Annotated in this window: 14 protein-coding genes; 3 read left to right on the forward strand and 11 right to left on the reverse strand. The window is 69.2% G+C overall.

The features are described 5' to 3' along the window. From AOZ49_RS09830 to AOZ49_RS09855, 6 genes are all read right to left on the reverse strand, one after another. The coding region (locus AOZ49_RS09830) for an autotransporter outer membrane beta-barrel domain-containing protein (RefSeq protein WP_156355627.1) at nt 1-1,469 on the reverse strand (1,469 nt) is incomplete at its 3' end. Nucleotides 1,470-2,003: 534 nt separating this feature from the next. Then, nucleotides 2,004-2,699 carry a peptide-methionine (S)-S-oxide reductase MsrA gene (gene msrA, locus AOZ49_RS09835; protein WP_054460948.1) on the reverse strand — a complete coding sequence of 232 codons (696 nt, stop codon included), beginning with the start codon at nt 2,697-2,699 and terminating at the stop codon, nt 2,004-2,006. A 37-nt stretch (nt 2,700-2,736) separates the two neighbouring features. Next, the gene (gene msrB / locus AOZ49_RS09840; RefSeq protein WP_054475004.1) at nt 2,737-3,240 is read right to left on the reverse strand and encodes a peptide-methionine (R)-S-oxide reductase MsrB; all 504 of its coding nucleotides are present in this window, start codon (nt 3,238-3,240) and stop codon (nt 2,737-2,739) included. A 72-nt stretch (nt 3,241-3,312) separates the two neighbouring features. Further along, entirely contained in the window at nt 3,313-3,702 is a 390-nt protein-coding gene (locus AOZ49_RS09845) for a pentapeptide MXKDX repeat protein (protein WP_054475006.1), read from the reverse strand. Nucleotides 3,703-3,746: 44 nt separating this feature from the next. Further along, entirely contained in the window at nt 3,747-4,538 is a 792-nt protein-coding gene (locus tag AOZ49_RS09850) for a molybdopterin-dependent oxidoreductase (RefSeq protein ID WP_054475008.1), read from the reverse strand. Between the two features lie 10 nt (nt 4,539-4,548). Continuing rightward, complete coding sequence (locus AOZ49_RS09855) at nt 4,549-5,187, reverse strand: cytochrome b/b6 domain-containing protein (RefSeq protein ID WP_054475009.1); 639 nt, start codon at nt 5,185-5,187, stop codon at nt 4,549-4,551. 211 nt (nt 5,188-5,398) lie between these two features. Here AOZ49_RS09855 and AOZ49_RS09860 point away from each other — a divergent pair, with 211 nt between their 5' ends. Further along, the gene (locus AOZ49_RS09860) at nt 5,399-6,130 is read left to right on the forward strand and encodes a response regulator transcription factor (protein WP_054430622.1); all 732 of its coding nucleotides are present in this window, start codon (nt 5,399-5,401) and stop codon (nt 6,128-6,130) included. After that, complete coding sequence (locus tag AOZ49_RS09865; RefSeq protein ID WP_054475011.1) at nt 6,127-7,599, forward strand: sensor histidine kinase; 1,473 nt, start codon at nt 6,127-6,129, stop codon at nt 7,597-7,599. Before AOZ49_RS09860 ends, AOZ49_RS09865 begins: the two co-directional genes overlap by 4 nt. A gap of 43 nt (nt 7,600-7,642) precedes the next feature. On the opposite strand, the gene AOZ49_RS09870 is transcribed toward AOZ49_RS09865, so the two are convergent. From AOZ49_RS09870 to AOZ49_RS09885, 4 genes are all read right to left on the reverse strand, one after another. Beyond that, complete coding sequence (locus AOZ49_RS09870) at nt 7,643-8,800, reverse strand: NAD(P)H-dependent flavin oxidoreductase (protein ID WP_054430620.1); 1,158 nt, start codon at nt 8,798-8,800, stop codon at nt 7,643-7,645. 188 nt (nt 8,801-8,988) lie between these two features. Beyond that, on the reverse strand, nt 8,989-10,377 hold the full coding sequence (locus AOZ49_RS09875) for a tripartite tricarboxylate transporter permease (protein WP_049074076.1): 1,389 nt from the start codon (nt 10,375-10,377) through the stop codon (nt 8,989-8,991). Further along, nucleotides 10,374-10,847, reverse strand: a complete 474-nt coding sequence (locus AOZ49_RS09880; protein WP_054430619.1) for a hypothetical protein — start codon at nt 10,845-10,847, stop codon at nt 10,374-10,376. The genes AOZ49_RS09875 and AOZ49_RS09880 overlap by 4 nt, the downstream gene beginning before the upstream one ends. Nucleotides 10,848-10,941: 94 nt before the next feature. Continuing rightward, nucleotides 10,942-12,231: a hydroxymethylglutaryl-CoA reductase, degradative gene (locus AOZ49_RS09885; protein WP_054475012.1), complete on the reverse strand. Its 1,290-nt coding sequence runs from the start codon at nt 12,229-12,231 to the stop codon at nt 10,942-10,944. Nucleotides 12,232-12,372: 141 nt separating this feature from the next. Between AOZ49_RS09885 and AOZ49_RS09890 the strand changes: the two genes are divergently transcribed. Beyond that, nucleotides 12,373-13,803, forward strand: coding sequence for an aminotransferase-like domain-containing protein (locus AOZ49_RS09890; protein ID WP_082380380.1), 1,431 nt, complete (start codon nt 12,373-12,375; stop codon nt 13,801-13,803). Here the strand turns inward: AOZ49_RS09890 and AOZ49_RS09895 are convergent. Then, nucleotides 13,794-14,410: anaerobic ribonucleoside-triphosphate reductase activating protein (locus AOZ49_RS09895; RefSeq protein WP_082380381.1), on the reverse strand; the 617-nt coding region annotated here is incomplete at its 5' end. The genes AOZ49_RS09890 and AOZ49_RS09895 overlap by 10 nt on opposite strands.

The raw sequence follows: 14,410 nt of genomic DNA on the forward strand, positions 1-14,410 counted from the left end.
GCGTAGGCGCTGGAGGCGCCGGTGAAGCGGCCCTGGATGCCGCCGTCGGCCGTCAGGATGTTGTAGGTGGTGCGCGGCGCGTAGTTGCCGGCGGGGCCGACGTGCGCCACCGTGCCGTCCAGCACGGCCACGCCGGTGACGTGGATGCGATCGCTGGCGCTGCTGGCCGGATCGGCGTGCACGCGATAGACGGTGTCGGCGCCGAAGGTCAGGTTGCCGTTGATCGTCAGCGTGCCGATGGGCGAGCCGTCGTTGCCCGGGGAGATCACGGCGGTGGGGTAGAGCGTGGTGGTGCCCAGCTGGCCGACGCCGGCCAGCACGACTTCGCGGCCGATATCGACCGGGCCGTTCAACTTGCCGTCGATTTCCAGCGCGCCGTCGGCGATCAGGATGGGGCCGCTCAGCCCGCTGCTGTCGCCGGTCAGGATCAGCGATCCCGGGCCGGTCTTGACGAAGCCCTGCGTGCCCTGCAGCGAGTTGTGGATGGTGTCGACGAATTGGCCCGAGGCGTAGGTGCCGTCGCCGACCACCAGGGCCGGCGGGTTGCCGCCGCTGCCGACCAGGGTGATGGGCGCGCCCTGCACGGTGTAGCGGTCGGTGGCGAACTGGATGCCCGAGACGCGCACCGGGCCGGCGCCGCCATCGACGGTGACCGTGCCGGCCGCGCCGGTGAAGATGGCATAGCCACCGTCGGGCAGGGCGCCGGTGGCGTTGGTGGGGCTGTTCCAGTTGCCGCTGGCGGCGCTCCAGGTGCCGTTGCCGCCGCCGGCGCGCGTGGCGGACGCCGCGCCGTTGCCGTTCCACAGGTTGGTGGTGCTCGGGCCGAGGATGAGGTTGATCTGCTTGTCGCCGGTCAGCGACTGGATGGTCGCCGCGGGCTGCGAGTCGCCGGTGACGGCGCCCAGCGTCAGGCCGTTGCCGCTCAGGGTGCCGCCGTACGACAGGATGCGGTAGTAGCCGGCGTTGGTGCCCAGGGTGTTGACCGACACGTTCAGGGTCGTGTTGTTCAGCGCGACGTTGCCGCCGACCGTGATGTTGTCGCCGGTGCCGGGCTGCGTGATGGGCAGGCCGGCGTAGCCGGTCTCGAAATCGAACACGGCGTTGTTCATCGACAGGTCGCCCCGGACGACGAGGTTGCCGTTGGACACGCCGGTCGGCGTGCCGACGGGGTAACCGGGGGCGACGCGCGCGCCCGTTACGTTGAGGTTGCCGTTGATGGCGCCGAAGCCCGAGACGGTGCCGTTGGCGGCCGCGTTGACGTTGCCGGTGAGGGTGACGCCGGCGCCGCCGCCGTTGCCGCCGACCACCAGGGTGCCGCCGTTGACGTCAACGCCGCCGGGGAAGGCGGCCGAGCCGTCGAACACCTGCGTGTTGCCGGGCGCCACCGTCAGGTCGGCGGCCATCGCGGCGCCGCAGGAGGTACTCAATGCGACCGTGGCCGTCAGCCACTTGTGGGTGCCGTATTTCAAGACTGGGGTCCTTTTTGTCTCGGCCCACGGTCCGGATGCCATGCAGAATCGCCAGCGGAAATCGTGTTTCCGTTTGCTGAAATATTCTGTATGGATTGGAGTGGGCGGTGGAAAAAGGACGCAATTTATACCCGCTTTTTTGCAAATTAAAAAACTGCCTGAAAGATACCATCCGGGACGCCGGATTTTCGCATTTCGGATACCAACCAATTGTTTTTATTGGGGTTTTGGATACGGTCCATATTATCAATATGGCGTGAATTGATACATTCGATATTATCTGTCAGGCACGATAAATGCTGATTTTCGATTTTAAGAATCGGCGCGGTTTTGATTATTTATCCTGCTTATCGAGGCGCCGAGGAAAAACGTCAAGACGCGCGTTTTTACGACCATCGCGACAGCGCGTCCTCGGCTGCATGGCGTGCAACGGCAACGGCGGCCGCGCGTGGTGCGGCCGCCGGCGCGGCAAGCCCCGCCGACGGCCTCCAACGACAGCCCTGTCCGCCAGCCGCCTGCGAATTCACCCGCTGTCTACGGATTCACCAGCACCGGCTTGTCGCGATACGTCGCCGGGAAGGTCTTGGCCAGGTTCTCGACCTTGGGCGCGTCGTTCACCATGATGTACATGCTGTACGGGTGCCGCACCAGGTAGTCCTGGTGATAGCCCTCGGCCGGGTAGAAGCCCTTGAGCGGCTCGACCGTGGTCGCCAGCGCCTTGGGGTAGACGCCGGACTTGTTCAGTTGGGCGATGTAGGCCTCGGCCACCTTGCGCTGGTCGTCATTGGCCGGGAACACCGTCGAGCGGTACTGCGTGCCGCTGTCCGGACCCTGGCGGTTGAGCTGGGTCGGGTCGTGCGCCACCGAGAAATAGATCTGCAGCAGCTGGCCATAGCTGACCTGCCTGGGGTCGTAGGTGATTTCCACCGATTCGGCGTGGCCGCTGCGGCCGCCGCTGACGGTGTCGTAGTCGGCGGTGGAGGCCTGGCCGCCGGCGTAGCCGGAAACCGCCGAGGTGACGCCCTTGACGTGCTGGAACACCGCCTGCACGCCCCAGAAGCAGCCGCCGGCGATCACGGCCTTTTCCTGTGGCGCGCCGACCGCCGCGTCGAGCGCGGGCGGCGGAATGATGAAAGCGGTCTCGGCGGCGCTGGCCGTGCCGAGGGCGAACAGGGCGCCGGCGGCGGCCAGCGCGGCCTGGCGGGCGCGGGAGAGGGGACGAAGGGGCATGATGCGCAATCCTCGGAAAAAAATACGCGGGCCGCAATCAGGCCTGCGGGGTGAAACTCATGGCCACGCCGTTCATGCAGTAGCGCAGTCCGGTCGGGCGCGGGCCGTCATCGAAGACGTGGCCCAGGTGGCCGCCGCAATTGCTGCAATTGACGGCGGTGCGGGTCATGCCGAAGCTGCGGTCTTCGAGCGTGTCGACGGCGTGTTCCAGCGGCTGCCAGAAGCTGGGCCAGCCGGTGCCGCTGTCGAACTTGGTGGTCGACGCGAACAGCTTCTGGGCGCAGCCGGCGCAGGCGAAGGTGCCGGCGCGGTGTTCGTCGTTGAGCGGGCTGGTGTAGGGCCGTTCGGTGCCTTCGCGGCGCAGCACGTCGTATTGCGCGGCGCTGAGCTTGGCGCGCCACTGCGCGTCGGTCAGCATGTAGGGATAGGCCGGCCGCGGCTGGGCGGCGCGCGCGCCGCGACCGGCCAGCAGCGGGGCCAGGCCGGCGGCGGCCGCGAAGGCGCCGCCCGCGCCGAGGAAATGCCTGCGTGTCAGTCTCATCGGAAACTCCTGTTGGAAGGGGCCGCCCGCGGCGCGGCCGGGGCGGCGCCAGCGGGCCGTTGAACGGCGGGCTTACTTGCCCATGCTGTCCTTGCTCATGGAGCCGCCCTTGGACATGCCGTCTTTCGACATGCCGTCCTTCGACATGCCATCCTTGGCCATGCCGTCCTTCTTCATGCCGTCGTGCGACATGGCGTCCTTGGACATGGAGTTCTTCGACATGCCGTCCTTGGCCATGCCGTCTTTCGCCATGCCATCCTTGGACATGCCATCCTTCGACATGCCGTCCTTGGCCATGCCGTCTTTCGCCATGCCATCCTTGGACATGCCATCCTTCGACATGCTGCTCTTGGCCATGCCGTCCTTCGACATGCCGTCCTTGGACATGTCGTCGGCCGCGTGCGCGGCGACCGCACCAAAGGCCAGGCAAAGCGAGAATGCGGCGGTGGTGAGTGTCTTCATGATGCGTTCCTCTGGTGTGTCGTGGTGGGAAGGGGAAAAGCCACCTAGCTGCCGCCGAACCAGTTGTAGCCCTGGTCCTCCCAGTAACCGCCCGGGTAGGTGTTGGTGACGAAAATCGCCTGGATGTGCTTGGGGTTCTTGTAGCCAAGCTTGGTGGGCATCCGCAGCTTCATCGGGAAGCCGTACTCCGGCGGCAGGGTCTTGCCGTCGTAGGTCAGCGCCAGGATCGTCTGCGGGTGCAATGCGGTGGGCATGTCGATGCTGGTGTAGTAGTCGTCGGCGCACTTGAAGCCCACGTATTTCGCGGTCAGGTCGGCGCCCACGCGCTTCAGAAAGGTCGAGAACGGCACGCCGCCCCACTTGCCGATGGCGCTCCAGCCCTCGACGCAGATGTGGCGCGTGACCTGGTCGATCTGCGCCATGGCGCGCAGCTCGTCCAGCCGCCAGCGGCGCTTGTCGGCCACCATGCCGGTGACTTCCAGCCGGAAACTCTCTTCCTCGACCTGCCGCACCTCGTCGATACCGTAGTAGGCATTGAACGGGAACGGGCGGGTGATCATGGATTCCGGGTAGGTCGGGGCCAGCTTGTTCGGGTCGAAGATCCAGCCCTGCACGCGGTCGTTGAAGCGCGACACCGCGGTCAGCGCCTTTTCGACGTTTTCGTCGTCGGACAGGGTGCAGCCGGACAGCATCGCCAGCCCGCCCAGCGTCAGGCTGCTGCGCAGGAAGGCGCGGCGCGAGGGGGCCTCGACCCGCTTGTCCAGGATCTTCACGGCTTCCTTCAGGATGGCGGGGCCGTCCAGGCCCAGCAGCGACAGGCGTCGTTTTGCGCTCACGTGAGGCTCCTTATTTGCCGCGGATCATGGCGATCAGGCTGCGCGGCACCAGCGCCACCATGACCAGGTGGACCGCCACGAACGCCACCAGCAGCGCCATGGCGAAGAAATGGATGCGGCGCGCGAATTCATAGCCGCCCAGCAGCGTGCGCAGCGTGTCGAACTGCACCGACTTCCACAGCACCAGGCCCGACAGGACCAGCACCGTGATGTCGGCGATGACGAACAGGTAGGCCAGCCGCTGCACCTGGTTGTAGTGGCGCGGGTCGGCGTGCGACAGCTTGCCGCGCAGGGCGGCGGCCAGGTCGCGGGCGACGCCGCGCGGGCCGACCGGGAAGAACTTGCGCCACAGGCGGCCGGTGGTCAGGTTCAGCCCCAGGTAGAGCAGGCCGTTGACCAGCAGCAGCCACATGCCGGCGAAGTGCCATTGCAGCGCGCCGCCGAGCCAGCCGCCTAGGGTGGCGCCGTTGGGAAAGGTGAAGTCGAAGAACGGCGCGGCGTTGTAGACGCGCCAGCCGCTGGTCACCATAATGACCACGGCCGGCGCATTGAGCCAATGCACGATGCGCAGCCAGCCGGGATGGACCGGGCCGCGGCTGTCGGGCGCCGGGGCGGCGGGGGCGTCTGGGGTGGCGGGCGTGGCCATCATGGCGGGGCTCCTCGGGGAGGCGGTTGTTGTCGTTGGAGCCATTCTTCCCCGGGGCCGATATCGAAGTCCTCACGCAAACTTAAAATAAATGTGATAACTCGCCGGCCATGGATTGGCGACAATAGCGCTGCCGGGGGCGGATCGCCCGCGCCCGGCGTTGCCGGCCGCTGGCGGTCGGCTTACCCCGATTTCCACCCCTGACCGAGCCCCTATGGATACGCCTCGCCGCGTCCTGATCGTCGAAGACGACGCCCACATCGCAGAATTGCTGCGCCTGCACCTGCGGGACGAAGGCTATGCGGTCGAGCACGCGGCCGACGGCAACGAAGGCATGCGCCGGCTGGAAGAGGGCGGCTGGGACGCCCTGGTGCTGGACCTGATGCTGCCCGGCATCGACGGCCTGGAGATCTGCAAGCGCGCCCGCGCCATGACGCGCTACACCCCCATCATCATCACCAGCGCCCGCTCCAGCGAGGTGCACCGCATCCTCGGCCTGGAACTGGGCGCCGACGACTACCTGGCCAAGCCGTTCTCGATGCTGGAGCTGGTGGCGCGGGTGCGGGCGCTGCTGCGCCGCACCGAGGCGCTGGAGCGCAACGCCCGCATCGACGCCGGCAGCCTGCGCCAGCACGGCGTGGCCATCGACCCGATCGCCCGCACCGCCTCGGTCGACGACCGCCGGCTGGAACTGACGCCGCGCGAGTTCGACCTGCTGCATTTCTTCGCCCGCAACCCGGACAAGGTGTTCTCGCGGCTCGACCTGCTGAACCAGGTCTGGGGCTACCAGCACGAAGGCTACGAGCACACGGTCAACACCCACATCAACCGGCTGCGCACCAAGATCGAGGCCGATCCGTCCAATCCGCAGCGCATCCTGACGGTCTGGGGCCGCGGCTACAAGTTCGCGGCCGAACCCGGCGCGCCGGCGGAGTCCGCATCATGAAGCGCCTGACCCTGACCCAGCGCCTGTCGGCCGTGTTCGCCATGCTGCTGCTGGCCTGCTGCGGCGCCTCGGCCTGGCTGCAGATCTCGGCCAACCTGCGCTACGAGCAGGAAGTGGTGCAGCGGCTGTCCAGCGGCCTGGCGCAGCACATCGCCGGCACCAACGAGCTGATGGACGCCAACGGCTGGAAGCCGGACGCGGTGCGCTCGCTGTTCTCGATGCTGATGATGGTGAATCCGGCGGTCGAGGTCTATCTGCTGGACAACGACGGCCGCATCGTCGGCGACGCCGCCTCGCCCGGCCAGATCAAGCGCGAGCGGGTCGACCTGGCGCCGGTGCGCCGCTTCCTGGCGGGCGGGGCGCTGCCGATCGAGGGCGACGATCCGCGCCACCTGGATACCGCCAAGGTGTTCTCGGCCGCGCCGGTGCGGGTGGCCGGGCGCGACGAAGGTTACGTCTACGTGGTGCTGCAGGGCGAGGCGCACGACGCGCTGGCCATGGCGGCGTCGCGCAGCGCGGTGCTGCGCACCACCTTGTGGTCGATCGCGCTGGTGGCCCTGCTGGGCCTGGTGGCGAGCCTGGCGGCGTTCGGCCTGATCACGCGGCCGCTGCGCGGGCTGACGCGCGCGGTGCGGGCCTTCGGCGACGACGACGGCCGCGCGCTGGCGGCGCTGGAAAAGCCGGTCGACGCCACCGACGCCAGCGGCGACGAGATCTCGCTGCTGCGCCGCAGCTTCGTGCAGATGGGCCGGCGCATCTCCGAGCAATGGCGCGAGCTGACGCGCCAGGATCAACAGCGGCGCGACCTGGTGGCGAACATCTCGCACGACCTGCGCACGCCGCTGACCTCGCTGCACGGCTATCTGGAAACGCTGCGGCTCAAGGACGAAACGCTGGGCGCGGCCGAGCGCCGCCGCTATCTGGACATCGCGCTGGCGCAGAGCCGCAAGGTCGGCCGGCTGGCGCAGGAATTGTTCGAGCTGGCGCGGCTGGAATCCGGGCTGGTGCGGCTGGAGCCGGAGACCTTCTCGCTGCCCGAACTGGCGCAGGACGTGATCCAGAAATTCGAGCTGGCCGCCGAGGCGCGCCAGCAGCGGCTGACCACGGCGATTGACCAGGAACTGCCGCCGGTGCGCGCCGACCTGGGCATGATCGAGCGGGTGCTGACCAACCTGCTGGACAACGCCATCCGCCACAGCGCGCCGGGCGGCCGCATCGAGCTGAGCCTGGAGCAGGCGCGCGGCGGCGTGCAGGTGCGGGTCAGCGACAACGGCGCCGGCATTCCCGAGGCGTTGCGGGCGGGCCTGTTTACCCGCGCCTCGGTGCTGGCCAACGGCCCGCGCGATGGCGGCGGCCTGGGGCTGGTGATCGTGCACCGCATCCTGCAGCTGCACCACAGCGATATCCGTCTGGTGCAGCGGCCCGAGCCGGGCGCGGTGTTCGAATTCGACCTGCCGGCGGCGCCGTAGGCGGTTTGCTGCCGCCCGCGCCGGACGGCGGGCCAGGGCGCGATCAGGCCGCCGTCGGCATCCGCCCGTTCAGCAGATAGTCCATCAGTTCGCGCACGCTGCGCATGGCGTCGCCGAACGGCAGCTTCGATGCGCCGCGGAAGAACAGGCCGCGGCTGACTTCGCCGCGCATGGCGGCGGCCAGCTTCAGGTCGATGCAGAACTGGCCGAAGCGCGCGATGCCGTCGCGCAGGCCGCATTGCGTCAGGCAGTCCATGCGCTGGCTGCAACGGCGCGCGTCGCAGCGGGTGCTGTCCTGCAGGGTCTTTTCCTGGCGCAGGTAGCGGGTCAGCCACGGCGTCGGCACGGCGCGCGCCGGCAGGCCGGCCACGCTGGTGAATTCGGCCAGCTTGTCGGGGTCGGCTTCCATCAGCACGCGCTTGAAGTTCTCGTGCGCGTCGCCTTCCTGGGTCACGGCGAAGGCCGTGCCCACCTGCACGCCGTCGGCGCCGTTGCCGAGCCAATGGCGCACCTGTTCATGGCTGCCGACGCCGCCGGCCACGATCAGGCGCGGGGCGTCGCGGCCCAGTTGCAGGTCCTGGAACAGCTGGCGGCATTCGGCCAGCACGCGCTTGAAGTCGAAACGCTCGTCGTGGATGTCGTCCAGGCGCGCGGCGCCCAGGTGGCCGCCGGCGTAGCCAGGGTGTTCGATGACCACGGCGTCGGCCATGCGGCCTTTCTTCATCCACTTCTTCAGCACGGCGGCCACGCCGCGCGCTTCCGACAGGATGGGGACCAGGGCGACCTTGGGGTAGTCGGCGGTCATGTCGGGCAGGTCCAGTGGCAGGCCGGCGCCCATGACGATGGCCTGGGCGCCGCTTTCGCAGGCCTGGCGCACCAGGGCGGGGTGGTCGCGCACCGCCTTCATGACGTTCACCGCGACCACGCCGCGGCCCTGCGCGGTGTCGAGCGCGGCACGCACTTCGCGGTCCAGGGCGACGCGGTTGGCGCTGTCGATCTGTTCACGGTCGCGGCAGTCCTCGGTCTGCTCGATCAGGTCGGGATGGTGATGGCGCAAGTCCACACTGGCGATGGTGCCGACCGCGTTCTGGCTGGCGACCGCGCCGGCCAGGCGATGGGCGGAAACGCCGACGCCCATGCCGCCCTGGACGATGGGCAGCAATTCGCGTCCGGCGAGAGTGAGGGATTTGAACCACGTCATGAAATGAGAGCCTTTATTGGGAACAGTGGCTCCGAGGCTAGAGCAAGGCATGACGCGCCGCCTTGCGCGGAATCAAGCGGGCGGGGGAAAGCAGGGGAGATGAAGGCGCTGCGCCTGGCCGCGGCCGCCGCGAAAGAAAAAAAGGGGCGGAGCACGCCGGCTCCGCCCCTTTTCGCTGGCGCTTCCTTTTATGCCACCAGCTTGACCAGCGCCGGCACCGTCAGCACGGCAGTGTAGTAGCCCATGAACTGCACGCCGGTGTTGAAGCCGAACAGGCGCGACAGCAGGCCGCCGAACAGGCCCATGGTCAGGATCACCAGCAGGCCCAGGAACTGGCCTTCCCACACGCTGATCACGATGATCAGGCCGACGAAGGTGGCGATGATGGCCTCGTGGCTGACCTTGCGCGACACGAACAGCGCGGCGCGGCGCGCGAAGTTCATGGCGAACGGATACGACACGATCGCCGCCAGCAGCACCGCCAGCATGCCGTAGCCCAGGAACTCCCAGTGGTTCAGCAGGTTGTGCAGGTTGTGCGTTTCACCGCTGGCCGCGTCCACCGTGAAGCGCGGCGGCGCGTTGAACAGCGGCGCGGCCGGGCCGGCGGCCACCGGGCTGAGCGGCAGGCCGAAGGCGATCAGCGGGATCAGGGCCTCGGCGATGTAGGTCGCCTCGGTGACGCCGTTGCGCGCGCTCAGCACCGTGGTCAGGCGGTGATAGGCATGCTTGACGCGCGAGCCCACCAGTTCGCCCAGCACCACCGTCATCGCCACCGGGCTGAACACGAAGGTGGCGCTGGAGATGGTGGCGGTGGCCAGGGTCCAGCGGGTCTGGATGCGGTCCATCACCTTGAGCGGGTTGGGGAAGTAGCCCGACCAGCCCTTGACGTCCGGCGCCAGCGAGAACGTGCGCACCTTGTCGCGCATCATTTTCGCGCGGCCCTGCGGCGCGATCACGGTGAACAGGTCCGCGATCAGCGGGCCGATGGCGATGCCCAGGAAGTAGCTGATGCTGAGCTTGACGCCATACTTGGCGGTCAGGCTCTGCAGCGCCACGATCACCACCACGAACGGCACCAGCAGCGCCACCGCGGCCCAGCGGCCGGCCGAGAAGTAGGCGATCAGCACCGCCGCGGCCAGGAAGATCCACGGCGCCGACTTGGTGATGGCGCCGCCGAACGGCGCCAGCAGCACGGCGAACAGCACCGCCAGCGGCACCGCCACGAAGGCGGCGACGATGGCGCCCGACACCATCTTGCGCAGCGCGATGTGCGGCACGCCCAGCTTGCGCAGCATGTTGGCGTCCTGCAGCAGCGGCGTGGCCAGCGTGTCGCCGGGGATGCCCAGCAGCGCCGTCGGCACCGCGTGGGTCATGTGCTTGGCCACCGCGCCGGCCAGGAAGAAGGTGAAGACGCCGGCGGGCGGCACGCCCAGCAGCACCACCAGCAGCGTCAGCGGCGCCAGCGTGGTGGTCTCGTCGGTGCCGGACACCAGGCCGATGGCGGCGAACACCACCGCGCCCAGGAGGCCCATGCCGGCGGCCACCATGATCTGTTCAAGCAACACGGGATCGCTCATGCCGGCACCTCTTCACGCACGTTGCGCGGTTGGGCCTGCGGCGCCTGCGCCGCGGCGGGCGCGGCGAACAGCTCGTACAGGTCCAGTTCCTTCAGTTCCTTGACCACCGCCGGCGGCAGGTCCGCCAGCGTGCCCAGGCCGCCCGGTTGCGCGGCCAGTTCGGCCAGCACCTCGGCGCGCCAGGCCGGATCGTGCGAGGCGCTGTGCTCGACCACTTCGCGCTTGGGCGGGAACAGGCGGGCGCAGATCACGCCCGCCAGCACGCAGCCGCCCAGGCCGGCCAGCATGGCGTAGGCGTGCGCCAGCTCGGGCGAGGCGACCTTGTCGCGCAGCCAGCCGCTGGCGGCGTAGAAGCCGGCCACGCTGATGACGATGCCGATGGCGATGGCCCACGCCAGGTGGCGCAGGTCGACCGTGTCGTTCCATACTTCGGCCAGGCGTCCGGCGGACGCCTTGCTGTCTCTTTCCATGTCTGTCTCCTTGATGGACGGGCGGCGCGGGAGGTTCCCGGCGCCGCCTCTGTTCTTGTGCGGCCGGCGTGCGTGCGCCGGCCGTGCCGCGCCGTCAGGCCGGTTTCCGCAGTTCCTCCAGCAGCGCCAGCGCGCGGTCGGCGCGCACGTCCTTTTCCTCGGCCATGCGGCGGGCCAGCTGGTCGATCTCGGCGCCCACCGCGCCCACGGTCAGCGCGATGTTGCGCGCGTGCAGCGCCATGTGGCCGCGCTGGATGCCCTCGGTGGCCAGCGCCCGCAGCGCGCCCAGGTTCTGCGCCAGGCCCACGGCCACGGCGATCTCGCCCAGCTCCTGGGCCGAGCGCACCGCCATGATCTTGAGCGCCAGCCGCGCCAGCGGATGGGTCTTGGTGGCGCCGCCGACCAGGCCCACCGGCATCGGCATTTCCAGCGTGCCGACCAGGGCGCCGCTGGCGTCCTTTTCCCAATGGGTCAGCGAGGTGTAGCGGCCGTCGCGGCAGGCGTAGGCATGGGCGCCGGCCTCGACCGCGCGCCAGTCGTTGCTGGTGGCGACGATGACCGGGTCGATGCCGTTCATGATGCCCTTGTTGTGGGTGGCGGCGCGGTACGGGTCGGTGGCGGCGAACACGTAGGCGTCCAGCACGCCCTCGATGATCTCGGCGCCGCTGCGGTCCCTGGTGTCGAGGGTCTGCGGCGTCAGGCGCACGCGGGCCCGCGACAGGCGCAGGTCGGCCAAGTTCGACAGGATGCGCAGCCGCACCGTGCCGCCGGTGATCTCCTCGACCAGCGGCGCCACGGCCTCGGCCATGGTGTTGACGGTGTTGGCGCCCATGGCGTCGCGCACGTCGACGATCAGGTGCAGCACCAGCATCGGGCCGCGCAGCGTGTCGGCGAACACGTGCGCCTCGATGTCCTGGCAGCCGCCGCCCAGGCCGATCAGCACCTGGTCGCGGCTGTTGGCCAGCTTGACGATGCGCTCGCGTTCGCGCAGCAGGGCGACGCGCGCGCCGTGCGGATCGGTCAGGCCCAGCACCTGCACCTGGGCGCGCATCAGCGGCCGGGTGCTGGAGGTCTCGAAGCCGCCGTTCTCGCGCGCCAGCTTGGCCATGAACGAGGCCGCCGCCACCACCGACGGTTCTTCCACCGCCATCGGCACCAGCACGTCGCGGCCATTGACCTGGAAGTTGCCGGCCACGCCCAGCGGCAGCTCGAAGGCGCCGATGACGTTCTCGATCATGCCGTCGGCGCGGTCCAGGCCGAGCGCGCCCGGCTCGGCCAGTTGCTGGCGTTCCTCGGGCGTCAGGCCGGCCGCGTCGGCGATGGCGGCGAGGCGTTGGGCGGGGGTGAGGGCGCGGAAGTTGGGCAGGCGTGAATCGGCCACCATGGCATGTGTCTCCATCGGAAAATCTAAGAATTGGGTGGCCAGATTCTAGGTAAACTGTACCGGCATTCAGAGGTACAGTTTGGACGAACAGTACCATCGCACTGCACCAATTTTCGACTTTTTCCCGCTGGAAACCACGCCGTGGACGCCGACAATTCCCTGGGCCGCGCCCCGCGCGCCGCGCCCATCGCCGAAAGCCTGGCGCGCCTGATCGGGCGCCAGATCGCCGAGGGCGTCTACCGCCCGGGCGATAAATTGCCCTCGCTGCGCGAGCTGGCGCAATTGCATCGCTACGCCAAGAACACCGTGGTGGTGGCGTTCGAGATGCTGGTGGCGCGCGGGCTGGTGGAGCCGCGCCGCGGCTCGGGCTTCTACGTGCTCGACACCGGTCCGGCGCAGCGCGCCGCCGATGAGGAACCGGGCCAGTTGAGCCGCGCCATGGACATCGTCTGGCTGATGCGCGAGCAGCTCAAGACCCAGCCAGACGCCATCGCCGCCGGCGACGGCTTCCCGCCGGTCGAATGGCTGGCCGACATGCGCATGGACCGCTATCACCAGAAGGTGGTGCGCACCGGCCTGGGCACGCTGTTCCGCTATGGCAGCCGCTTCGGCTACGCGCCGCTGCGCGAGAGCCTGGTGCGCAAGCTGGGCGACGTCGGCATCAGCGCGGCGCCGTCGCAGCTGGTGCTGACGCACGGCGCCAACGAGGCCATGGACCTGGTGATCCGCTACTTCCTGCCGCCGGGCGCGGCGGCGCTGGTGGACGATCCCGGCTATTACCCGCTGTTCGGCAAGCTCAAGCTGGCCGGCGTGCGCATGCTGGGCGTGCCGCGCCTGTCGGACGGCCCCGACCTGGTCGCGCTGGAGGCGTTGCTGCAGCGCGAGAAGCCGCGCCTCTTTTTCACCCAGTCGCTGGCCCACAATCCGACCGGTTCGGACATTTCGCCGGCCAAGGCCTACAAGCTGCTGCAGCTGTCCGAGCGCTACAACCTGATCGTGGTGGAGAACGACCCGCTGGCCGACTTCAAGCCGACCTCGGCGGTGCGGCTGTCGGCGCTGGACCAGCTGGAACGCACGGTCTACATCGGCAGTTTCTCGAAATCGTTCTCGGCGGCGCTGCGGGTCGGCTTCATCGCCTGCGGCGCGGGCCTGGCCAGCGACCTGGCGGACCTGAAGGCGCTGGTGCACGTCAGCAGTTCGGAATACTGCGAGCGCATGGTCGACGTGATGCTGCGCGACGGCCACTACGAGCGCCACCTGGTGCGCCTGCGCCAGCGGCTGGAAGCGGCCACCGGCGACGCGCTGCGGGTGCTGGATTCGCTGGGCGCCGCGGTCTACACGCGGCCCACCAGTTCGCTCTATCTGTGGGCGGCGTTTCCCGGCATCGACAATTCGCTGGCGCTGGCCGAGGACCTGATGCCGGAGAAGGTCATCATGGCGCCGGGCCGCGTGTTCAGCGTCGACCCGACGGCGGCCTCGCCCTGGTCGCGCTGCAATGTGGGCGCGGTGGCGTCGCCGCGCTTTCACGCCGCGCTGGCGGCGCGCCTGGGCCGCGCCAGCGCTCAGCGGTAGGCGAATTCCTCGAACCAGCCGCGCAGCAGGGCCTGCGCCTGGGTGCCCAGCAGCCGCGCCGGCGGGGTGCTGGGGCAGCTGCGCGCGCCTTGCACCGCGAAGCGCTTGACGCCGCGCCGCGCCAGTTCGCGCGCCAGGCCCAGCAGCCGGGTCTCGTCGAGCCAGTCGGGATGCCAGGTGATGCGGCATTCGAAATCCACGCCGGCGGTCAGCAACTGCGTCAGGCAGGCCTGCGCCGGACGGTGCGAATCGCGGCGGCCGGTGATGTCGTCATAGCCCTGCGCGTCGGCCTTGATGTCTAGGCCGACCCAGTCCAGGTAGCGCAGCACGTCGGCCAGCCGCAGCGGATAGATGCCGGCGGTGTGCAGGCCGATGCGGTATCCCATGCGCCGCGCCTCGCGGATCATCGACGGCAGGCGCGGCTCGCTCAGCGGTTCGCCGCCCGAGAACACCACGCCGTCCAGCAGGCCCTGGCGGTTGTCGAGGAAGGCGCGCACGTCGCGCCAGTCGTAGCGCGCGTTGCGCGTCTGCAATTCGGGGTTGTGGCAGTAGTGGCAGCGCCACGGGCAGCCGGCGATGAAGATGACGGCGGCCAGCGTGCCGGGCC

The organism is Achromobacter sp. 2789STDY5608615, assembly GCF_001298995.1.
Taxonomy (GTDB): domain Bacteria; phylum Pseudomonadota; class Gammaproteobacteria; order Burkholderiales; family Burkholderiaceae_B; genus Achromobacter; species Achromobacter insuavis.